Annotated in this window: 20 protein-coding genes; 8 read left to right on the forward strand and 12 right to left on the reverse strand. The window is 62.0% G+C overall.

The window, feature by feature from the left end; translation table 11 throughout:
• Nucleotides 1-3: 3 nt before the first annotated feature.
• The 7 genes from AB1495_RS16390 to AB1495_RS16420 form a co-directional block, all read right to left on the reverse strand.
• The gene (locus AB1495_RS16390; protein WP_037941922.1) at nucleotides 4-588 is read right to left on the reverse strand and encodes an amino acid synthesis family protein; all 585 of its coding nucleotides are present in this window, start codon (nucleotides 586-588) and stop codon (nucleotides 4-6) included.
• On the reverse strand, nucleotides 585-1169 hold the full coding sequence (locus tag AB1495_RS16395; protein ID WP_037941918.1) for an amino acid synthesis family protein: 585 nt from the start codon (nucleotides 1167-1169) through the stop codon (nucleotides 585-587). The genes AB1495_RS16390 and AB1495_RS16395 overlap by 4 nt, the downstream gene beginning before the upstream one ends.
• A complete protein-coding gene (locus tag AB1495_RS16400) occupies nucleotides 1162-2010 on the reverse strand; it encodes a UPF0280 family protein (protein WP_074636789.1) in 849 nt (282 codons plus the stop codon). Before AB1495_RS16400 ends, AB1495_RS16395 begins: the two co-directional genes overlap by 8 nt.
• Nucleotides 2007-3494 carry a 6-hydroxynicotinate reductase gene (locus AB1495_RS16405; RefSeq protein WP_074636791.1) on the reverse strand — a complete coding sequence of 496 codons (1488 nt, stop codon included), beginning with the start codon at nucleotides 3492-3494 and terminating at the stop codon, nucleotides 2007-2009. The genes AB1495_RS16400 and AB1495_RS16405 overlap by 4 nt, the downstream gene beginning before the upstream one ends.
• On the reverse strand, nucleotides 3487-6234 hold the full coding sequence (locus AB1495_RS16410; RefSeq protein ID WP_074636793.1) for a molybdopterin cofactor-binding domain-containing protein: 2748 nt from the start codon (nucleotides 6232-6234) through the stop codon (nucleotides 3487-3489). Before AB1495_RS16410 ends, AB1495_RS16405 begins: the two co-directional genes overlap by 8 nt.
• Nucleotides 6234-7070 (reverse strand): xanthine dehydrogenase family protein subunit M, encoded by an 837-nt coding sequence (locus tag AB1495_RS16415; RefSeq protein WP_074636795.1) that lies wholly within the window; start codon nucleotides 7068-7070, stop codon nucleotides 6234-6236. The genes AB1495_RS16410 and AB1495_RS16415 overlap by 1 nt, the downstream gene beginning before the upstream one ends.
• 89 nt (nucleotides 7071-7159) lie before the next feature.
• The gene (locus AB1495_RS16420; protein WP_074636797.1) at nucleotides 7160-7966 is read right to left on the reverse strand and encodes a ferredoxin--NADP reductase; all 807 of its coding nucleotides are present in this window, start codon (nucleotides 7964-7966) and stop codon (nucleotides 7160-7162) included.
• Nucleotides 7967-8099: 133 nt separating this feature from the next.
• On the opposite strand from AB1495_RS16420, the gene AB1495_RS16425 reads away from it, so the two are divergent.
• The 8 genes from AB1495_RS16425 (at nucleotide 8100) to AB1495_RS16460 (ending at nucleotide 16734) form a co-directional block, all read left to right on the forward strand.
• Entirely contained in the window at nucleotides 8100-9290 is a 1191-nt protein-coding gene (locus AB1495_RS16425; protein WP_009824287.1) for an amidohydrolase family protein, read from the forward strand.
• Nucleotides 9291-9667: 377 nt separating this feature from the next.
• Nucleotides 9668-11359, forward strand: coding sequence for a class I adenylate-forming enzyme family protein (locus tag AB1495_RS16430; RefSeq protein WP_074636953.1), 1692 nt, complete (start codon nucleotides 9668-9670; stop codon nucleotides 11357-11359).
• Nucleotides 11360-11392: 33 nt separating this feature from the next.
• Complete coding sequence (locus AB1495_RS16435; RefSeq protein ID WP_074636799.1) at nucleotides 11393-12685, forward strand: 3-hydroxyacyl-CoA dehydrogenase; 1293 nt, start codon at nucleotides 11393-11395, stop codon at nucleotides 12683-12685.
• A complete protein-coding gene (locus AB1495_RS16440; protein ID WP_009824290.1) occupies nucleotides 12682-13461 on the forward strand; it encodes an enoyl-CoA hydratase-related protein in 780 nt (259 codons plus the stop codon). Before AB1495_RS16435 ends, AB1495_RS16440 begins: the two co-directional genes overlap by 4 nt.
• A 53-nt stretch (nucleotides 13462-13514) precedes the next feature.
• Nucleotides 13515-14801, forward strand: coding sequence for an acyl-CoA dehydrogenase family protein (locus tag AB1495_RS16445; protein WP_037942093.1), 1287 nt, complete (start codon nucleotides 13515-13517; stop codon nucleotides 14799-14801).
• Nucleotides 14798-15565 carry an SDR family NAD(P)-dependent oxidoreductase gene (locus AB1495_RS16450; protein WP_005848869.1) on the forward strand — a complete coding sequence of 256 codons (768 nt, stop codon included), beginning with the start codon at nucleotides 14798-14800 and terminating at the stop codon, nucleotides 15563-15565. The genes AB1495_RS16445 and AB1495_RS16450 overlap by 4 nt, the downstream gene beginning before the upstream one ends.
• Before the next feature lie 9 nt (nucleotides 15566-15574).
• Entirely contained in the window at nucleotides 15575-16366 is a 792-nt protein-coding gene (locus AB1495_RS16455; protein ID WP_064216665.1) for an SDR family oxidoreductase, read from the forward strand.
• The gene (locus AB1495_RS16460) at nucleotides 16363-16734 is read left to right on the forward strand and encodes a VOC family protein (RefSeq protein WP_074636800.1); all 372 of its coding nucleotides are present in this window, start codon (nucleotides 16363-16365) and stop codon (nucleotides 16732-16734) included. Before AB1495_RS16455 ends, AB1495_RS16460 begins: the two co-directional genes overlap by 4 nt.
• Nucleotides 16735-16755: 21 nt before the next feature.
• On the opposite strand, the gene AB1495_RS16465 is transcribed toward AB1495_RS16460, so the two are convergent.
• From AB1495_RS16465 to AB1495_RS16485, 5 genes are all read right to left on the reverse strand, one after another.
• Complete coding sequence (locus AB1495_RS16465) at nucleotides 16756-17811, reverse strand: amidohydrolase (RefSeq protein ID WP_074636801.1); 1056 nt, start codon at nucleotides 17809-17811, stop codon at nucleotides 16756-16758.
• Nucleotides 17808-18686 carry an acyl-CoA thioesterase II gene (locus AB1495_RS16470; RefSeq protein WP_074636803.1) on the reverse strand — a complete coding sequence of 293 codons (879 nt, stop codon included), beginning with the start codon at nucleotides 18684-18686 and terminating at the stop codon, nucleotides 17808-17810. The genes AB1495_RS16465 and AB1495_RS16470 overlap by 4 nt, the downstream gene beginning before the upstream one ends.
• 6 nt (nucleotides 18687-18692) lie before the next feature.
• The gene (locus AB1495_RS16475; protein ID WP_074636804.1) at nucleotides 18693-20651 is read right to left on the reverse strand and encodes an acetoacetate--CoA ligase; all 1959 of its coding nucleotides are present in this window, start codon (nucleotides 20649-20651) and stop codon (nucleotides 18693-18695) included.
• Nucleotides 20648-21850 (reverse strand): serine hydrolase, encoded by a 1203-nt coding sequence (locus tag AB1495_RS16480; protein ID WP_244268984.1) that lies wholly within the window; start codon nucleotides 21848-21850, stop codon nucleotides 20648-20650. Before AB1495_RS16480 ends, AB1495_RS16475 begins: the two co-directional genes overlap by 4 nt.
• A 101-nt stretch (nucleotides 21851-21951) precedes the next feature.
• Entirely contained in the window at nucleotides 21952-22653 is a 702-nt protein-coding gene (locus AB1495_RS16485; protein ID WP_174226639.1) for an ABC transporter ATP-binding protein, read from the reverse strand.
• Nucleotide 22654: the final 1 nt, after the last annotated feature.

Genomic DNA, 22654 nt, shown 5'->3' on the forward strand with positions numbered 1-22654 from the left:
GCTCTAACGCAGGCCGTCTTTGCCTTCGGCCTCGGCATGGGTCAGCCCGCCGACACGGGGCAAGGGGCGCCCGGAATCTGTGACAGCCACGGCCACCAGTATCTCGCCCGCGCGCGGCGCGTCGTTCAACCGCACCTCGATCCCGTCGAAATGGCTGCGCACATAGGCGGCGTCCTTGTGCCCCAAAGGCACGTCAAGCACCTGCCCCGGCCCGCCCATCTTTTTCGACGACGGTACCAGTGCGGCCCCTTTTTCAACCGCGACCCGCAGCGGTGCGCCCAGTTTCGGGTGCAGGATCGCGGCGGCGTGTTCCAGCTCTCCCCCCTCGCCCACCATCGCGGCCTTGCCATAGCTTTCGGCCTGCGCGGGGGTGATCCCAAGGGCCGCAACACATTTATCGCCCAGCAATCCCCCCAGCTCTGCGCCGATATCCATCAGCGGGGTCAGGTCCTCGGTATAAGAGCCTGCAAAGGGGTTTTTGATCACGGCCACAGCAACGGCCTTGCGCGTGGGGGGCGATATCTGCTGCCCGATCTCGCGGTGAGTCTCTTCGACCCAAGTGGCGATTTTGCGGATTTCGGCGCTCATCTCAGGCCATCCTTTCCTTCGATTTCCTTTGCATCCAACCCGCCCGCGCGGTTGTGGATACGTGCCCCTGTGGTCATCACAAGGATCACCGCCATTTCATCGGCACGGGGGCTGTCATTCAAGCCGACCTCGATTGAATCGAAATGGCTGCGGACATAAGAGGCATCGACATGGGTCACAGGCACATCCAGCCGCACCCCCGCCGCGCCGACCTTTTTCGTCGACGGCACAATCGCCTTCGACCCCCCAAGCACGTCGCGCATGGCATAGCCGCCGGGGGCGTGCCAGAGCGCACCGTGCTCCAACTCTCCGCCCGTGCCGACGATGCTGCCTTTGCCGTATCCTTCGATCTGTGCCGCCTCGACCCCGAGCGCCGCCAGCAGCTTTTGCGCCATCGCGACCCCCAGCGGTTTGAGGTCTTCCATAAAGGGCTGGATGTCCTCGATATAAGAGCCTGCATAGGGGTTTTGGATCACAGCCATGACCGACCCGCGTTTCAGCGGCGTATTGGCGCGGGGGCCGCCTTCGTGGAAAATCTCTTCGACGCTGGTGACAATTTTGCGGGTCATAACCTCAGGCATATTCGGGGGCTTTCACTAGGGATTTCAGGGTTTCGGGCAAGCCGATGACAGTATGTTGGTCGCGCAGAAAAAGCGCCGCGCCAGAGATGAGGCCACGGTCGCGCAAACCCTGCGCCGCTGTCGCGCCGGTGGTAAGCGCTTGGTTAATCTCGGCAGGAGAGAGCGGCCCGACATGGGTAACCACCGGTGCCGCACCAAGGTCACTGTCGTCGTGCAACCGGTTCGCGGGGCTACGCCGGATCGCGGGATGGGCGGGCAGATCGACGGCGTTGCCAAGTTTGGTCGCCGCCGCATCGGCCATCGCGGCGGATCGGGCCAGCACGGTGACACTGTCGGCAATGCCCAAGGACTGGCTGCGCCCGCCCTGCCCGCTGGTGGCGATGCCGCGAATGGGGTCATTGCTGCGGATCGTGACGGTGCCAAGCGACCGCCGGTCCAGCCCCGCGATGCCCACGTCAAAACGCGCGCCCTCGGTCAGATGCAGCGCGATATCGCCACCGTTGTTCACATAGGCGCGGGTCAGATCGGCGGCATCCACCATGGCCGACAAGACCTCTGCCGCGACGGCACCGGCCACGCAGATCATCGGCGTGGTCAGCCCGTCGGCATGGGGCAAGGCGGCGCGGTACATGGCGCGGGCGATCTTGCCTTTCGGTTTGGTGCCCACAGGGCGGCGCAGCAGGGGCAGCTCTGCCGTCAGTTCGGACAGGATGGTGCCAAAGCGATCAAAACCCGCGCGAAACGCCAGATCTCGCGCGCCATCCGCCCCGATGACCAGATCAATCGGGCCGTGGGACAGGTGCAGCCTGCCACCGGGGAGAAGAGCCGCCTGTGCCGTCATGTCTCGTCCTTCGACCAGCCGTAGTTTTCCCGCGCGTTCGGGTCTGGTTGCAGCAGTTGCTGCGCCACCCGTCGCACATCATCGGTGACCACATCACGCACGGGCTGGATATGCTCCATATGCCCGCCAAGCGTGCCGTAATCCTCGCGCCGCAGGGTGAATTCGATCGGTGCCACCAGCGCGGGCGTGGGTACATAGCCGAAAGAGTTCGTGGGCATATCCATGACATCCACCATGACGGTGATCCCGCCCCCCGGCCAGACATAGGCCTCGGCCCCGCCGCAGGACACATGGGTCAGCGATTCCTTGACCGACCGCGTCAGCCGCACGGGGTTCTCTGTCACGCCGGCGCGCAGACTGCCGCCCGCCCCCCCCATGAACAGCACCGAACACAGCGAGGGTTCGCAATTCTCGGCGATGCGGTCCGCGACGACCAGCAGCTCGGGCGTGATCTCGGCTGGTTGCGGGATCAGGTCATCATCCAGCGTGAAATAGGCCCATTGCTCTCCGGTGGTAGAGATCATCAGCAGCCGGAGCCCCGGCCAGGCACGCTTCGGGTCGGCATCACGCAGGATGGTCAGCGGGTCTTCGACATCGGTGCCGCCCCATCCGGTGCCGGGGTCCGCCACCTGAAAATACCGTCCCGGCGTTGACCGCCGCCCGTTCACGCGGATGCCAGAGGGGGTCATATCCAGCCCCTTGCCCGCCTCGTGTTCGGTCAGCACGCCGGTGATGTGATCATCGACAACGACGACCTCGTCCACATGCCCATGCCATTGTTTGGCGAACATCCCGATGGTCGCTGACCCACAGCCCACGCGCATTAGCTTTTCCGGGACGCCGTTGATGATCGGCGCTTTGCCCGCCTCGACCACCATGGTGACGCCGCCGTCGATGGTGACCTCGACCGGTTCACGGTTACATAGGCGCAGCAGCGCGTCACAGGTCATGCGGCCTTCTTTCTTGGAGCCGCCGGTCAGATGCTCGACCCCGCCCAAAGACAGCATCTTGGACCCGTATTCCGAGGTCATCACATGGCCGATCGCCTCTCCGTCCACACGCACCACGGCGCGCTCGTCGCCGATGTGGCGGTCGGTGTCGATCTTCACCTTGACCCCGCAATACGAAAAAATGCCCTCGGTCACGACGGTGATCATATCCACGCCCTCGACCTCTTGGCTGACGATGAAGGGCGCGGGTTTATAGTCGGGATAGGTGGTTCCGGCCCCCACGGCGGTGACGAAATCGCGCCCGCCCTGAATCACGTCGCCGTCCCAATCCTGCGCGTTGTCGCCCTGATCCAGAAAAGCGACAGCCTTGGCCCCCGACTGGATCACGGTCAGCGGGTCCAGCCGCACCAGCTCGCCCGCGTGGTTGGCATATCGGTCGCAGGCACCGGATTTGCCGTCGGCGATGAAACACATCACCGGGCAGGCATCGCAGCGGATTTTCACAGGCTTGGGGTCGCGCAGGTCGTCAGGCATGTCCGGCCTCCTTCAGGGCGGCGCGCAGGCGCGTCGGCGTGGCCGGTGTCTGCGTCACGCGCGCACCGGTGGCATGGTAGATCGCGTTGAGGATCGCGGGGGCGGTGGGGATCAGCACGTGTTCGCCCAGACCTTTCGCGCCGTAGGGCCCATGGGCGTCAGCCACCTCCAGGATCAGCGTCTCGATCGGGGGAACGTCGCCGATGGTCGGCACCAGATAGTCATGCAGGTTCTCGGTGCGCCCGGGGATATATTCCTCCATCAGCGCCATACCAAGCCCTTGGGCAATGCCGCCCTGCACCTGCCCCTCGACCAACAAGGGGTTGATTGCGCGGCCCACGTCATGGGCGGCGACAAAGCGCAGCGGGCGGCAAAGGCCAAGGGCGATATCCACCTCGACCACCACCAGATGCGCGGCATAGCCGAACTGCGCATAGGGTACGCCCTGCCCGTTCTCATCCAGCGGTTTGACCGGCGGATCATAGCTTTCCTGCGCCTGCAGCACATAGCCCTGCGCATCGACGGGCAGCCGCGTCAGATCAAGGCGCTGCGTGCGCCCGCCGTCGGTCACCGTGAGCTGCCCGTCTTGGCAGCCGATCTGCGCGGCGGGGCCCGCATTGACCTGCCGCAGGATCTGCGCCCGCAGCGCTTCGCCCGTCTTCAGCGCGGCGTTGCCCGACACAAAGGTCTGCCGCGAGGCAGAGGTTTTGCCCGCGTCCGGCGTGATGTCGGTGTCACCCCCTAGGATCTTGATCCCCTCGACCGACAGCCCAAGCGCTTGGGCAAAGATTTGCGGGATCACCGTATTGGCCCCCTGCCCGATGTCCGTCGCGCCTTGGTGCAGCACAACCGTGCCATCCGCCCGCACGCCCGCCAGAATGGTCGACGGGTTCGGCAGCGAGGTATTGCCGCAGCCGTACCACGCCCCCGCGATCCCGACACCGCGTTTCACCGTGTCATTCCTTGCATTGAACCGGGCACATTCGGCTTTCGCCTCCTGCCACGCGGGGCGCAGCGCCTCTAGGCAGGGGGCGATGCCGACGCCCTGATCGAACACCTGCCCGCAGACCGTGGGCACCCCGTCCGCCAGCGCGTTCTTCAAACGGAACTCCAGCGGATCAAGCCCCAGCTTTTCGGCCAGCAGGTCAAAGGCGGTTTCCTGTGCGATGGCCGATTGCGGTACGCCGAAGCCGCGGAAGGCACCGGCGGGGGGGCAATGGGTATGCACGGCACGGCTGCGTGCGCGATAATCAGGGATGTGGTAGGGACCAGAGGCATGCACCGGCACGCGATTGGCGACCGTCGGACCCCAGCTTGCATAAGCACCGGTGTTGAAATCCCCGTCGAACCGCAGCCCCGAAAGCGTCCCATCCGCCTTGGCCCCGACCTTGATCGTGATCTGCGCGGGGTGGCGTTTGGTGGTCGATTGCATCGTCTCGGCGCGCGCATAGGTCATGCGCACGGGCCGCGCCGTCTTGAGCGCGGCAAGCGCGATGAAGGGCTGCAACGACAGGTCGATCTTTGATCCGAAGCCGCCCCCGACCGCCGTCGGCACAATGCGGATGTCAGCCATAGGACGGTCAAGGATCGCGGCCAGTGCTTCGCGGTCCATACCCGGCGCCTGGGTGCAGGCATGCACATGGATGCGCCCGTCGATCACTTGGGCAAAGCCTGCCTCTGGCTCGATATAGCCATGTTCGACAAAACTGGTGGTATATTGCGCCTCGACCGTGACGTCGGCGGCGTCGAGTGCGGCCTCCACATCGCCGCATTGCACGAAGCCGCCGCACATGATGTTCCCTTTGCGGTCCTCGAACAGCTGTGGCGCGTCGGGGGCGGTCGCGGCATCGGTATCGGCAAGCGCAGTTTGTGGCGACCAATGGACGGGGAAGCTTTCCAGATCAAGGGCGATCATCGCCTCCGCCTCGCCTACAACGCAAGCAACCGCCTCCCCCCGGAACCGGATGTGGTTCACAGCGAAAACCGGCTGGTCGATGAAGCCGGGGATCACGCCAAAGGCGTTGAGGCCGGGCACGTCATCTGCGGTCAGGATGCAATGGATCCCGGGCTGCGCGATGCGCCATGCCTCAAGATCGCCGAAGGTAAATCCGGCCGAGGCATGGGGCGCGCGGATGACCCGCGCGACCAAAGCACCGGCTGGGGCAACGTCATCGCCAAATGCCTCTGACCCGTCGACCTTGGCCTGCCCGTCCAGCCGCCGCGCAGGCTGGCCAAGCGCGGTAGAGGCGACAGTCAGCCCGTCGGCAGCATGGGCCCCGACCACCGCGTCGATGATCTTGCGATAGCCGGTGCAGCGACACAGCACGCCGCCAAGGGCATCCTGCACCTGCGCCGCGCTCGGCTGCGGCACCTCGCGCAACAGCGCCACGGCAGAGACCATCATCCCCGGTGTGCAAATACCGCATTGCGCGGCCTGATGGTGCTGAAAGCTTTGCATCAACGCCTGCGCGTCGCGGTCGGTTTTCACCAGCCCCGCCAGCGTCTCTACCTGCCGCCCCACCGCCTGCTGCACGGGCATCAGGCAGGCGCAGACCGGCGCGCCATCGACCAGCACAGTGCAGGCCCCGCAATCGCCCGCGTTGCAGCCGATCTTTACATCCTTGCGGTCCAGCCGCTCGCGCAGCGCGTAAGACAAGCGTTCACCGGGCAGCGGTTCAACCTGTGCAATGCTGCCGTTCAGGGTGAAAGAGGTCACTTCTGTCGTGGTCGGTTTATCCATCACAGGGCCCCTTTCAAGGCGCGCATCACAGCGCGGCGGACCAAAGTGACGCTGGCGGCAAGGCGGTAATCGGCGCTGGCGCGCGCATCTGTGATGGGGCTCAGCGCTTGCACCAGATCAGCAGTTATGCGGCTTTCTACATCGCCGAGGGCGCCACCGCGAAGCTGATCCTCAAGCGCGGTCAGCCGCTGCGCGACGGGGGATGCGGCGCCGATGGCGATGCGGATATCGGTGAGCCTGCCGCTCTCGATCTTTGCCAGCACCGCGACCATGCAGATCGAGATCACCAGATACTTCCGCGCGCCGAGTTTGACAAAGCTGCTGTGACTATCAACCGGGGGCGCGGGGATGTGGATGGCGGTGACAAGCTCGTTCTGGGCGCGGTCGGTCTGGCGCACGCCTTGCAGGAACTGCGACAAGGGCAGCACGCGCGACCCGTTAGCGCTGCAAAGCTCTACCTCGGCATTCAGTGTCAGTAGCGGCGGCACCCCGTCGGCGGCAGGAGAAGCGTTGCACAGATTCCCCGCGATGGTGCCTGCGTTCTGGATCTGGATCGACCCGACCTCGCGCGCCGCCAGCTTGAGCCCGTCGAAAGCGGCGGGCAGATCGGCACGGATGATGTCTGTCCATGTGGTGGCCGCCCCGATACGCCAGCCTTGGTCTGTTTGGCTGATGCCGCGCAGCTCTGACAAGCGGGTGATATCCAACAGGTCGCCCGTCACAGGACGGTCGCCGCGTGCGGGAAACCAATCGGTCCCCCCCGCGATGATCGACACCGGCCCCGCGGCCAATGTGGTTAACGCTTGATCCAATGTCGTCGCGGTCAGGTAGCTCATCCGGTCACCTTTTGCTGCGGGCGTAAAACTTGTTGGTATACGAATAGAAGTGCGTCGGGTGCCTTCGTGTCAAATCAATTCGCATGTCGTCAGCCGACAAAGGCTTTTTCGACCACAAAACTGGCAGGGCGATTATTTGCCCCCTCCACCAGCCCAAAGGATTCGAGCGCGGCCTTGGTGTCGTTCAACATGGCCATCGACCCGCAGATCATCGCACGGTCGCGATCAGGAGAGATCGGCGGCACGTCCAAATCGCGGAACATCTTGCCCGACGCCATCAGGTCGGTTTGCCGCCCTTCGCGTGGCCACGGCGCGCGGGTCAGCGTGTCGTATAGGGTCAGCCTTTGCGCCAATTCACCCACCAGCGGATCGGCCTTGAGGCTGGCGACCAGATCACGGCCATAGGTCAGCTCTTTGGCAGTGCGACAGGTGTGGCACAGGATCAGATCGTCAAACTTCTCATACGTCTCGGGGTCACGGATGACCGACGCGAAAGGCGCAATGCCGGTGCCTGTGGCGAACATCCACAGCCGTTTTCCGGGCAGCAAGGCATCATTCACCAACGTTCCCGTCGGCTTGCGGCGCATCAGCACGGTATCACCGACCTTGAGCTTTTGCAGGTGCTGCGTCAGTGGCCCGTCCGGCACCTTGATAGAATAGAACTCGACCCCCTCGTCCCACGACGGCGACGCGATGGAATAGGCGCGGAACACCGGCTTTTCGGCATTGGGCAGCCCGATCATCACGAACTCTCCCGACCGGAAGCGAAAGGACGGGTCGCGGGTGATGCGGAAGCGGAACAGACTGTCGGTATAATGCTGCACCTCCGTCACCGTTTCGGCAAAGACACCTGCGGGGATCGGAAAGCTGGGGCGAGAGAGAGAAGCGGCGTCCATGGAAAGTCCTTATCGGCTGCGGATGTAATATTGTTTGTATACTAATGAGTATCTGTCAAGTGTTTCATCTTGATCGGTCGCATTTTTCTGTTAGCGTTCAAATGAAACTGATGCTGCTTGAAAGGCGTGCCCCATGTCAGACACCTCTGCAAAACTCGTGATCCGGAACATCGGGATGATCCTAACCGGAAAGATGGAAGACCCCATTGCCGACGGGGATTGCCTGATCGCGATGGACGGTAAGATCACGGAATGGGGCTATGCCAAGGATATGGATTGCGACGGGGCCACGACAGAAGTCGACGCCCATGGCGCGACGCTGGCACCGGGGTTGATCGACAGCCATGTGCACCCGGTGGTGGGCGACTATACCCCGCGCCAGCAGCAGTTGGGGTGGATCGATTCAACGCTGCACGGCGGGGTGACCACACTGATCTCTGCCGGCGAAGTGCATATGCCGGGGCGCCCGAAGGATATCGTCGGCCTCAAGGCGATGGCGATCGCGTCGCAGCGTTGGTACGAAAACTTCCGCCCCTCGGGCGTGAAGGTCCACGCGGGTGCGCCGGTGATCGAACAGGGCATGGTCGAAGAAGACTTTGCCGAGATGGCCAAGGCCGGTGTTACCCTGCTGGGCGAGGTCGGACTGGGCACGGTCAAGGACGGCAAGACCGCCGCGCAGATGGTCGGATGGGCACGCAAATACGGCATGCAAAGCACGATCCACACCGGCGGCCCGTCGATCCCCGGATCAGGGTTGATCGATGCGGATATGGTGCTTGAAACCGGAACGGATGTGGTCGGGCATATCAACGGCGGGCATTCTGCCCTGCCCGACGATCAGATCATCTGCCTGTGCGAAGGCTGCAAGGCCGCGCTTGAGATCGTGCATAACGGGAACGAACGCGCCGCCTTGCTGACGCTGAACACAGCGCGCGAGTTGGGCAAGCTTGATCAGTTGATCCTGGGCACCGACGGTCCGGCGGGATCTGGCGTGCAGCCTTTGGGGATCATGCGCATGGTCGCGATGCTGTCGTCGCTTGGCGATGTACCTGCCGAGATCGCCTTTTGCTTTGCCAACGGCAACACCGCACGGCAACGCAAGCTGGACACCGGATTGATCGAGGTCGGCAAATGCGCGGATTTCGTCCTGATGGATCAGGCACAGCATGCGCCCGGCAAAAATATGCTTGAATCTGTGCAACTGGGTAATCTGCCCGGTGTTGGCATGACGGTGATTGATGGCGTGGTACGCAGCCTGCGCAGCCGGAATACGCCCCCTGCCACGCGGCTCCCCGAGCTGATTTGCGGCACCGTCGGCGCCTGAACGCCGGCATAAGCGGCTGCGGCGGGGGATCTGCCGCGCTCCAAGTGACGCGATGTTTCAATGACATCGCAGGTGCCAGTGGCCGCTTTCCCCGGTTTCGGGGAAAGTAGGGCTTTCCTTACCTTTATATTCATGGTCAATTTTCGCCGAGATATGGGGCCGCAGGTGCGGAGGGCCTTGGTGCGCGTAAAATCCTGTCAAACGTCAGCTTGCGGAACATCGTTCCATCATGCGGTATTGGCAGTTTGAATTTTAGCGCTTAGGCTGCAGAAATCAGAGTCGCGGACAATCGTGGAGGAGTGTCCGGCAACAGGCTCGATAAGGGAGGACGAAATGGCCACACTATCTGTATCTATGCTGTCTGCGGGCGGGTGCATATGACCGCAATGACCCCCGAAGAAGCCATTCGCCACGTGGTTTCAACGAACCCGACGTTCGAAGTAACCGAAAGTAATATCCGTGGCGTCACCTATAAAACATTCAAGAATATCCCGAAAACCCTGGGCGGGCTGATCCAGGCGAGCCGCGAAATCCAGGGAAATGGCGCGGCGGAGTTTCTGGTCTATCAGGATGAACGCTGGACCTATGATGCGTTCACCGCCGATGTGAACCGCATTGCCAACGGGCTGCGCGACACGCTGGGGATCAAGACCGGCGATCGTGTCGGCATCGCGATGCGCAACTATCCCGAACTGCTGATGCTCACGCTGGCGGTCGCGTCAGCGGGTGCTGTGGTGGTGTTCGTCAATGCGTGGTGGACCACCGAAGAGCTTGACTATGCGTTGCAAGACAGCGGGGCCAAGACGGTCTTTGCCGATGGTCCCCGTTTTGAACGGATGAAACCGCTCGAGGATGATCTGGGCCTGCGTCTCATCGGCGTGCGCGATGCCGAAGAAATGGGCCCGCACAAGCTGTCGGACCTCATGCAGGGCATGGCCGAAACGCCGCCCGAAGGGGTCGACCTGGACACGGACGATGACTTTGCGGTGATGTATTCCTCTGGCACGACGGGCAAGCCGAAAGGGGTGGTGCAGACCCACCGCGGCGCGCTTAGCGCGGTGTTCAGCTGGCTGTTACAGGCCGTCGCCGCGCCGCTGGTCACCCCCCCTGAACCCGGCGCACCGCCCGCGCCGCGCCCGTCGGGGTTGATCGTCACGCCGCTGTTCCACGTCACCGCGACGCATCCGCTGTTTCTGCTTAGCCTGCCCGCCGGTGCCAAGATTTCCTTGCTGCACAAGTGGGACGCCGAAGAAGCGGTGCGTGTGATCAACCGCGAAGGCGTGACCCGTTTTCTCGGCGTGCCGACGCAATCTGCCGACCTGCTGGAAGCCGCAAAGCGTATGGGGGAAACCCTGCCGACGCTCACCTGGCTTGGCGCAGGCGGGGCGAAACGCCCTGCGGCGCAGGTCGCGCAGTTGAAAAACCAGTTCCCCGCCGCCGATATCGCGACAGGCTGGGGCATGACCGAGACGAACGCGCTTGGCATCGGCATGGTGGGCGAGGAATACAACAAACGCCCCGACGCCGCAGGCAAGCTGCATCCGCCGCTGCAAGACATCCGCTTTCTGGACGACAAGGGCAACGATGTCCCGCAGGGCGAATTGGGCGAGATTACCGTCAAAAGCCCCGCCAATATGCGCTGCTACCTCAACAAGCCGGAAGCCACAGAAGAGACGATGCAAGACGGCTGGCTGCGCACCGGTGATCTGGGTGTGATCGACGCCGAAGGCTATATCACCATCCTTGATCGCAAGAAGAACATCATCATCCGGGGCGGCGAAAACATCGCTTGTCTGGATGTCGAAGGGGCGCTGCACACGCATCCCGATGTGATCGAGGCCTGCGCGTTTTCCGTTCCGGACCCGCGCTTGGGCGAAGTCGTCGGGGCCTCTGTGCAGACCCGTGATGGCAAGCCTTTGACGCAAGCCGATATGGCGGCGCACCTCGACGGGCGGCTGGCCAAATTCAAGATACCCGAAAAGCTGTGGTGCCAGGACGGTCCTTTGACCCGTGGTGCCACCGACAAGATTGACCGCCGTGCGATCCGCGCGGCCTGTCTGGACACGTAAGGCCCACCAACCGGGCCGGAAGAAAGGAAGACTATGAACACCCCAACCGACGCAGAAATTGGTGCCTATATCGGTGCTGCCGGTAAAGCCGCATGGGAGGTCCCAGACCTGCCCGCCAACACCAAACAGCGCGAGATCAAATCCGTAGGCATCATCGGCGCGGGTACGATGGGCGGCGGCATCGCGATGAACTTTGCCACCGCGGGCATCCCCGTCACCATCGTCGAGACCACGCAAGAGGCGCTGGACCGCGGGTTGAAGGTCGTGCGCGGCAACTACCAGCGCAGCGCCGACAAGGGCCGTTTCCCGCAAGAAGAAGTCGAAGCGCGGATGGATCGCTTTGACGGCAAGCTGGAACTGGCGGCCTTGGCCGAGTGTGATCTGGTGATCGAAGCCGTGTTCGAAGATATGGAGCTGAAGCGCAAGATCTTCACCGAGCTGGACCGCGTGATGAAACCGGGCGCGATCCTTGCGACGAACACCTCGGCCTTGAACATCGACGAAATCGCGGCGATGACCAAGCGCCCCGAAGACGTGATCGGGCTGCACTTTTTCTCGCCTGCCAACGTGATGAAACTGCTCGAAATCGTGCGCGCGAAACATACTGCTGATGATGTGGTCGCGACCTCGATGGATCTGGCGGCCAAGATCAACAAGATCGCTGTGCTCGTCGGCGTTTGCCCCGGTTTTGTCGGCAACCGTATTTTGTTCGCACGCCAGAAACAGGCCAACAAGCTACTGCAACAGGGCTTGATGCCGTGGGATGTGGACGCCGCGCTGAACGCCTTTGGCTTCAAGATGGGGCCGTTCCAGATGTCCGATCTGGCCGGTCTGGATATCGGCTGGTCCAAAGGGGCCAAGACCGAAAACCCGATCCGCGATGCGCTGTGTGAAATGGACCGTCGCGGCCAGAAGACCCAAGCGGGTTTCTACGACTATGATGAATCCCGCCGCCCGATCCCGTCGGATGTGGTTGCCGGTGTGATCAAGGACATCACCGGTGCCGAAGCCAACCAGATGTCGCAGGAAGAGATCATCGAGATCTGCATCTACCCGATGATCAACGAAGCGGTCAAAATCCTCGAGGAAAACAAGGCGCAGCGCCCCTCTGACATCGATGTGGTCTGGCTGAACGGCTATGGCTGGCCCGCCGATAAGGGCGGCCCGATGTTCTATGGCGATATGGTCGGTGCGCAGGCCGTGCTGGACGTGATGGAAAACCTGGGTGCCGAAGACCCCGAATTCGCGCCCGCTGAACTGCTGCGCGACCTGGCCAAGAATGGCGGGAAATTCACTGAAATCGACACCGGAGGGCTGAAGGTATGAGCTATCAATATATCACCACCGAAAAGAAGGGTCACATCCTTGTTGTGACCATGAACCGCCCCGAGGTGTACAATGCCGTGCACGTCGACATGCATAATGAAATGGCCGATTGCTGGGACGCATTTGCAGCGGATCAGGATCTTTGGGTCGCGGTTCTGACCGGCGCGGGGGACAAGGCGTTCTCCGCGGGGAACGACCTGAAAGCCACCGCTGCGGGCGGGTCGAAGGCGACAATGCCCGCCAGCGGCTTTGCCGGTCTGTCCTCGCGTTTTGATCTGGAAAAGCCCATCGTCGCAGCCGTCAACGGTTTCGCAATGGGCGGCGGATTTGAAACCGCGCTGTCATGCGACATTATCCTCGCCTCTGATCAGGCGAAATTCGCCCTGCCCGAGGTCAAGGTCGGCTTCTTCGCCGCGGCGTCCGGCGTGCAGCGCCTGTCGCGCTATATCGGGCGGCTTGCCGCGCAAGAGATGATGTTCACCGGCCGCACCATCATGGCCGATGAGGCGCTGTCGATGGGCTGCGTTAACGCGGTCTATCCTGCCGACCAGCTGATGGCGAAAGCGATGGAAAAGGCCGAAGAGCTGTGCGCCGTGTCGCCGTCGGCGGTCAAGGCCACGAAACGCGTCCTGAACGACATGTACAAGCGCGACGGGATGCAAGACAGCATCGCCTATTCACGCGAGGTGATCGCGGACCTCAGCAAAACCGAAGATTTCAAGGAAGGCGTGAACGCCTTTGTCGAAAAACGCAAACCCAACTGGGTCAATAAATAATCGAACCAACTGCCAGGAGGCACTCTATGTCACATAACGAAGCTATGGCCGGAATGAATAATCTCGAGATGTCCGAGAAGGCCAAGCCGCTGTTGGCCGCCGTCATCAAACACATCCGCGAAAATGTCGATCCGATCACCGACGAATATTTCCGCCTTGGCGAAGGTCGTGCCGACCGCTGGTCACACGCGCCCGGCCAGTTGGAGCTGCTGGAAACCGCCAAGAAAAAGGCCCGTGAAAATGGGCTGTGGAATTTCTTTTTGCCCAATGCCGAAACCGGTGAAGGTCTGTCGAACCTCGATTACGCCTATATCGCGGCCGAGCTTGGCAAAAGCCCGCTGGCCTCTGAATCCCTGAACTGTTCCGCGCCCGACACCGGCAACATGGAAGTGCTGGAACGGATCGGGACGCCAGAGCAGAAAGAAAAGTGGCTCAAGCCGCTGTTGGCCGGTGAAATCCGGTCGGCCTTCGCGATGACCGAGCCCGATATGGCGTCCTCGGATGCCAAGAATATCTCTACCTCTGCCGTGCTGGAAAACGGTGAATGGGTCATCAACGGCGAGAAATACTATATCTCCGGTGCCGGTGATCCGCGCTGCAAGATCATGATTACCATGGTCAAGACATCGCCCGACGCCGAACCTTTCCGTCAGCAGTCGCAGATCCTCGTGCCGATCGACACCCCCGGTGTTGAAATTGTCGGCCCGATGCATGTCTTTGGTCACGACGACGCGCCGCACGGTCACATGCACATCAAGTTCACCAATGTGCGCGTGCCCGAGGAAAACATCCTCTGGGGCGAAGGCAAGGGCTTTGAAATCTCCCAAGTGCGTCTTGGGCCAGGCCGCATCCACCACTGCATGCGCTCTATCGGAGCGGCGGAAAAGGCGCTGGACCTGATGATCGAACGCGGGCTGAGCCGTGAAGCCTTTGGCAAGAAAATCATTGATCTGGGCAAGAACATGGAAACGATCTCTCGCGCCAAGATCGAGATTGAAGCCATGCGCCTGATGGTTCTGAAAGCCGCCAAGGCGATGGACGTTCTGGGCAACAAAGAGGCTCGCATCTGGGTCAGCATGATCAAGGCGATGGTGCCGGAAAAGGTCTGCAACATCATCGATCAGGCGATGCAGGTGCATGGTGCGACAGGTATTTCGCAGTGGTCGCCGCTGTCGGGCATGTACACGTCGCAGCGCACGCTGCGCTATGCGGATGGCCCTGATGAGGTCCACCACCACGTGATCGCCCGCGCCGAGGTCAAGGATTATCAGGAATCCAACCTGCGCACATCGCGCGCCCGTGAAGAGATCGCCACAGGCCGTACGCGAGGTGGCGTATGACCCTATTCGATCTGACCGGAAAGGTGGCGCTGTTGACCGGCGCCTCCAAGGGCATGGGGCTGGCGATGGCCAAGGGTCTGGCCGAGCATGGCGCGACAGTCGTCATCTCGGCCCGCAAGCAAGACCAGCTGGACGCCGCCGCCGCCGAGATCAACGCGCTTGGCAAGGGCAAAGCGTTCGGCGTCGCCTGCAATGTTGGTTACAAAGAGCAGCTGCAAGCGCTGGTGGACGAGACCCACAAGCTGGCAGGCAAGATCGACATCGTGATCGGCAACGCGGGCGTGAACCCCTACTATGGGCCCACGTCCGAGATCCCAGATGACGCCTATGAAAAGACGATGAACGCCAATGTGCTGTCCAATCTTTGGCTGGCACAGATGGTGGCCCCCGACATGATCGAGAAAGGCGCCGGGTCGATGGCGTTCACCTCGTCCATCGGGGCGTTCAAACCGTCGGTCATGCTGGGCACCTATGGCATGTCCAAGCTGGCCCTGATCGGCCTTGTGCGCAACCTGGCCGCCGAATTCGGGCCCAAGGGGCTGCGGTTCAACGCAATCTGCCCGGGTCTGGTGAAAACCGAATTCGCGCGCGAGCTGTGGGATAATCCCGATGTCGAGAAACGCATCAAGAACGAGATCCCGCTCCGCCGTCTTGGCGAGGCAGAGGATTTTGCGGGGCTCGCCGTGTTCCTCGCCTCTGATGCAAGCCGCTACATGACCGGTCAGGCGCTGACCGTTTGTGGCGGGTCGAACATGTGGACGTAAGGGGCTGCTATGGAACTGAAGGATAAAATCATCGTCATCACCGGTGCCGCAAGCGGCATCGGCAAGGCGATGGCCATCCGCTTTGCCGCGGAAGGGGCCAAGAAAGTCGTCTGTGTCGACCTCAACAAAGAGGGCGCGCAGGCGGTTGCCGATGAAATCGACGGCGTGGCTTTCGGTGTGAATGTCGGTGTCGAGCAAGAGATCGCGGATATGATCGATGCCGTGGAAAACGACATCGGCCCGATTGATCTGTTCTGCTCTAACGCAGGCATATTGATCGCGGGCGGCATGGAAGTGCCGAACGAAGACTGGCAGCGGATCTGGGATATCAACGTGATGGCCCATGTCTGGGCCGCCCGTCATCTGGTGCCGCGCATGACCGAACGCGGGGGCGGCTATCTGCTGAACACCGCGTCTGCGGCGGGGCTGCTGAACCAGGTCGGCTGCGCGCCTTACGGCGTGACCAAACACGCGGCTGTTGCTGTGGCCGAATGGCTGGCGATGTCCCATGGTGATGACGGGATCAAGGTGTCGGTGCTTTGCCCTCAGGCTGTCCGCAGCGAGATGACCCGCGGTCACGAGGATTCTGTCGCCGCGCTCGACGGTCTGCTTGAAGCGGAACCCGTGGCCGAAGCCTGCCTGGAAACCATCCGCAACGAGACGTTCCTTGTGCTGCCCCACCCGCAAGTGCTGGAGTATATGCGCAAGAAAACCGAGAATTACGATCGCTGGATCGGGGGCATGCGCAAGCTGCACCGGATGTATGGCGACCGCAGAAACCCGCAGGGGAATGTATCGTGATCGGCTATACCACCGTGGGCACCAGCGACATGGCGCGGGCCAAGCAGTTCTATTGCGACCTGTTCGAAAGCAAGGGCGCCAAGGTGCTGATCGACAGCGGCCGGATCGCCATGATCGGCACCGGCCGCGGCACGCCCATGATCTCTGTCTGCGAACCCTTCAACAAAGAGGTCCCCACCCCCGGAAACGGGGTGATGGTCGCTTTTACCGCTGACAGCAAAGAGGAAGTGGACGAGATCTACGCCAAGGCGATCTCGCTTGGTGCGACAGACGAGGGCGCGCCGGGACAACGGATACCGGACCGTTTCTACGGGGCCTATGTCCGCGACCTTGATGGCAACAAACTGTGCTTTTTCAAATTCGGTTAAAGTGAAAGTCTGCCGTCCGCGCTACGCGGGCGGCAACCCATAGACGCGCCGCGCTGTGCCGGAGAAAAGCGCCTCTTGTGCTGCGTCGTCCAGATGCGCTGACATCTTCTTGAACGCGTTCCAGATCACCACATAGCTGACCGCCGTGCGATCCACGGGAAAGTTGCTTTCGAACATGCAGCGTTCGGGGCCGAAGACATCCAGCATATGCGCATACCATTTGCCCTGCGTCTCTACGATCTCGTCCGAGGACGGTGGCAGGTCGCGGTGCATGTAGCCGTAACCGTTGTCTGGCATGCATAGCCCGCCCAGCTTGGCCATCACATTGGGGCATTCCGCCAACTCAGACATATGATCTTTCCATGCGGCAAAGATATCGTCGCGTTTGCCTTCGAACCGTCCAACGCCCAAGGGTGTGCCGAAGTGGTCAAGGATCAGCGTGGTCTGTGGCACCGCGCGGGCAAGGTCCAGAAACTCTTGGTGTTGATGGTGGTAATGCCAGCTGTCCAGCGTCAGCCCACGCTCCCCCAGGATCGCGGCACCGCGGATGAAATCAGGGGCACCGTATTGGTTTTCGACCCCACGTCCGGGGATCGCCAGATGCTGCGGTTCCGCATCGCGCGCGCCGGAGTTGCGGATACCCTTGAACAGCCCGTTCCCTGCGGCCTCATGCGCGTCGAGCGCGGCATGCAGCTGGTCGGGGGGCAGCACCAGTTCGGTCTGCGCGATGATGCCCGCGATCTGCGCCTGACCGCGCGGCACCTGCGCCGCCATCTGCGCCACAGTGCGGGTCTCGCCCACCGATTGCAGATGCGCGGGCGCGTCGCGATCCCAATAGGACCGACATTCGATATAGACCGTCTGCACCACGTTATGCCCGGCCCCTGTGTCGCGCCAAAGCGCGTCCATCTCGTAGACGGCGGGGGCGTCGGGCGTGCCGTGACGCCAGAGGTGGTGGTGGGGGTCCACAATCTCGCGCTGCGGGTCGATTGCGGTCTCGGGGACCAGTCCCAGCCAGTCGTCGCGCAGTTCGATCCCCGGTCGCCAACCCGGATAGCGGCCCCCCGTCTGTGTCATGAAGCAGCTTCTTTCTTTTTATAGGGGCGCATCAGCCCTTCTTGCGCCGTTGTCGCGGCAAGTTGGCCGTTCTGATTGTAGATCAGCCCGCGATTGAACCCGCGCGCGCCGCCAGTAAAGGGGGCGTCAAGTTCGTACAGATGCCAGTCAGAGAAATCGATCGGCGCGTGAAACCACATGGCGTGGTCAAGGCTGGCGGTCATGACCTGCCCCTGGAACCACGTCAGCCCGTGGGGCCGCAGCGACGAGCCGAGCAGGTTCATATCGGACGCATAGGCGAGCAGGCAGTGCTGCATGATCGGGGACTGCCCCTTTGCCGCCTCCATCCGGAACCAAAGATAGTTCTTGTCCGAGGTCTTCTCCGGTTCGAACAGATCGCGCGGGTCAACCTCGCGGATCTCAATAGGGCGTTCGCGCAGGAAATCGTCGCGGTGTTTGGGCGAGATTTTTTCGATATAGGGTTCGCGCAGGTCGGGACGGTCAAGCCAGTGTTCCGGCCCTTTTACGTCGGGCATCTTGTGCTGGTAATCCCAGCCATCTTCGGGCACGTGGAACGACGCTGAGAGGTTGAAGATCTGCTTGCCGTGCTGGATCGCGACGACCCGCCGCGTGGTAAAGCTGCCCCCGTCGCGGGCGCGGTCGACCTGATAGATCACCGGGATCGACGGGTCACCGGGACGGATGAAATAGGCATGCAGCGAATGGCACATCCGGTCCGGCACCGTGCGATAGGCGGCCATCAAAGCCTGCGCGATAACATGGCCGCCAAAGATGCGCGTGGTGGTTTCCCCGCCCGACCCGATGCCGCGGAACAAGTCGATCTCAAGCTGTTCGATATCCAGCAATTCAAGGAGTTGGCGGGCCACATCGGTCATCTGGGTTCAGTCCTTCTGGGTCGCACGCGCATTGGCGTAGGAGACATAAAAATCAAAGCTGTCCGGGTTGGCCATTGAATCCCTGTTCACCACCTTTTCCGGATCCTGCCCAAGCAATAGCTTTTTCACAGGAACCTCAAGCTTTTTGCCAGATAGGGTGCGGGGGATCTCGGCGACCTCGATGATCTCGTTCGGGATGAACCGCGCCGAGACGTTCTTGCGGATTGCCGCGTTGATCTTGTCCTTGAAGGCGTCATCAAAGGCGACGCCTTGGGCTGGCACCACAAAGAGCGGCATAAAGCTTTCGCGCCCCAGAAATTCGAGGTCGACAACAAGGCTGTCCATCACCTCGTCCAGCCCTTCGACGGCCTGATAGATTTCCGCACTGCCAAGGCGCAGACCCTTGCGGTTGATCGTGGCGTCAGAGCGGCCATAGATCACCGACCCGCCGTGTTCGTTGATCTCGATCCAGTCGCCGTGGCGCCAGATGCCGGGATAGGTGTCGAAATAGCTGTCGTGCAGGCGGCTGCCATCATCGTCGCCCCAGAAGAACAGCGGCATCGACGGCAGCGGCTCGGTACAGACCAATTCGCCCACCCCGCCGGTCAGGTCATTGCCATCCTCGTCGAACGCACGCACCGCGTTGCCAAGCGCGCGGCACTGCATTTCACCTGCGCGCACCGGCATGCCGGGATGGCCCAGCACAAAGGCCCCCGCCAGATCGGTCCCGCCCGAGATGGGCGCCAGCCAGACGTCCTGCTTCACCTGTGCGTATATCCAGTCATAGGCATCAGAGCTCAGCGGTGATCCGGTCGAGCCGAGCGAGCGCAGCGCAGAAAGGTCGACCTCGTCGCGTGGGGTCAGCCCTGCCTTCATGCAGCCGCTAAAGAAAGCTGCGCCCGCGCCAAAGAAATCAAGCTTTTCATCCGCGACAAAGCGCCAGATCACGCCCATGTCAGGATAATTCGGCGCCCCGTCGAACATCGCGACCGTGGTGCCCTGCCCCAGTGCGGTGAATTGCGAGTTCCACATGATCCAGCCCGAGGATGTCAGCCAGCAATAGCGCCCGCCGCGCCGAAGATCATGGTGTAGAGATTGTTTTGCGGATTCCAGAATGATCCCGCCATGCCCGTGCACGATCGGCTTGGGGTTGCCGGTGGTGCCGGAGGAATAGACGATCCACAGCGGATGATCGAACGGGACTTGCGTGCTTTCATAGGGTGCGTCGCGATCCAGCAGGCTGTCCCACGCCATATGCCCCTTGGGCAGATCCCCGACAAAAGGCACCGTGACGCATTGCACCAGACTGGGCAGCGCCGCCTCTAGCCCTGCGAGGATCTCGCGGCGGTCCACGGTTTTGCCCGCGTGGACATAGCCGTCTTGCGCGATCAGCACCTTGGGTTCAATCTGCTTGAACCGGTCCAGAATGGCGACATGCCCCATATCGGGGGCGCAAAGCGACCAGATCGCGCCGATGCTTGCGGTGGCCAGAAAGGCGATCATCGCGGTTTCGGTATTGGGCAGCACGGCGACAACGCGGTCGCCTTTGGTCACGCCCATATCCCGCAGATGCGCGGCGACGCTTGCCACTTGTGCGCGCAGCTCGGACCAGGACAGACGTTTGCGGCCAAAGGTTTCGGACTGCACGATCAGCGCATCGCCGTCAGGCTGGCTGTCCACATGCTTCATGATCTGGTCGGTGTAGTTCAGCATCGCGCCGGGGCACCATTCGGCACCGGGCATCTGACGCTTCGCCATGACGGTCGTGTAGGGCGCGCTGGCCTGTACGTCGAAATAGTCCCAGATCGCGGACCAGAACCCGTCAAGGTCGGTCACGCTCCACTCCCACATGGCGTTATAGTCGTCGAACGTCAGCCCGCGTTGGTCTTTCAGGAACCGTTCAAATTCCGCCATGGTCGAGGCATCGGCGCGCTCTTTTGTCGGGGTCCAAAGGATATCGTTCATGTCATCGCTCCGTGGATGAGGGCCTTGAGTTGGGGGCGCGCGGGGTACGAGCTGGACGGCGCAAGCTGCGTGAAGAATACGACAGACAGATCCAGCACCGGATCAATCCAGAAGAAGGTAGAGGCCATGCCGCCCCAGCTGAAATCGCCTAGGCTGCTGGGAACGCGGACGCGACCGGGGTTCAGTACCACGGCACCGCCAAGGCCAAAGCCCATCCCTTCCATCGGTTGTTCGGCAAAGCTGGCAGGCCCCATCGACGCGATGTCACCGGGCAGATGATTGCGCATCATAAAGTCGAGCGTCTTTGGCGAGATCAGCCCCGCCCCACCGGTGCGCAGCATTTCGGCGAACTTGAGGTAATCATCAATGGTGCCCACCAGTCCGCCGCCGCCAGAATGCATCTGAGCGTTCAGGAAGGGGGAGGTGTCGGGTTTGTCCACGCAGCGCAGCACGGGCGTCTCTGGTTTGGCCGCGTTCATGCCATAGGCGCTGCCCGCCAGCGGGGTGTAAAGCGAGGCAAAGCGGTCAATGCCACCTGCGGGCACGGAAAACCGCGTCTCGTCCATGCCAAGGGGGCCAAGGATTTCATCAACCAGAAACGTCTCTAGCGACTTGCCCGAAACGACCTCTATCACGCGGCCAAGCACGTCGATGCCCACGGAGTATTCCCAACGGGTGCCGGGGTGAAACGCCAGCGGCAATGCGGCGACGCGGTCGGTCATCTCTGCCAGCGATCCCTGATCGGCGCGGAACAGGATGTCGGCCTCGTCCATTGCCTTTGCCGTGATGCCGGGGTTGAACGGATAGCTCAGCCCCGAGGTATGGGTCAGCAGCTGGTGCAGTGTCGGCGTCTGGCAGGGTTCGGTCTGATCCGCCGCTGTCGCGCCGTCGATCAGGCAGCGCATATCGGCGAAAGCGGGGATGAAATCAGACACCGGCGCATCAAGGTGGAACAGCCCGCGTTCCGCCAACATCATGATGCCGACCGAGGTGACGGGTTTGGTCATCGAATAGATGCGGGCGATCGTGTCGCGTGTGAACGGCTGCCCGGTGTCCGTGTCGCGCTGGCCCTTGGCATCAAAGTAGACTTCTTGCCCGCCCTGCGCCACCAGCACCGAACACCCGGCAAACCGTTTGCGGTCCACATAGGTCTGCATCCAGTCCCCGATGCGGCCCAGCTTATTTGTGTCGAACGCCAAAAAACTTTCCTCCCGAGCCGCGACCGCGCCTCAGGAGGATGAGGCCGCGGAACGCGACGATTTCAATAGATGATTTACTGATAATGGTCCGGTTTAGGTCATCAGACCTCAAGCCATTCCTTGCGCACGTCATCACGCTGGCGCAATTCAGCCGGCGTGCCCTCATAGACCACCTGACCATGCCCCATGACATAGACCCGATCCGCGATGTCCATCGCGATCGACAGTTTCTGTTCCACCAGCAGGGTAGAGATCCCGCGGTTGGCGATCTCTTTGAGCACCTCGGCGACCTTCTGCACCATCTGCGGGGACAGACCTTCGGTGGGTTCGTCGATCATGACCAGATCGGGGTCGCCCATCAGCGTGCGACACATGGTCAACATCTGCTGTTCCCCCCCCGACAGAACCGAGGCTTCGACATCCGCGCGGCGATCAAGGTTTTCGAACATGTCGAACATCGACTGCATTGACCAACGGCCCGCGCCATCCTTCTGCCCCGGCTTCAGACCCAGCGTCAGGTTCTGCCGCGTCGTGAGACCGGGAAAGATATCGCGGTTTTCGGGCACATAGCCGATCCCCATATTGGCGATCTGGAACGCTTTCTTGCCGCTGATCTCCTGCCCCTGAAACTTGACCGATCCTTTCGGTTCGACCTCGCCCATGATGGCCTTGCAGGTGGTAGACCGCCCCACCCCGTTGCGCCCCAGAAGCGCGACGATCTCGCCTTCTTTGACGTTCAGGTTCACCCCCTGAAGGATGTGGGACTTGCCGTAGAAGGCGTGCATATCCGTGACTTCGAGCATC

It is taken from the genome of Sulfitobacter pontiacus (assembly GCF_040790665.1).
GTDB lineage: Bacteria > Pseudomonadota > Alphaproteobacteria > Rhodobacterales > Rhodobacteraceae > Sulfitobacter > Sulfitobacter pontiacus.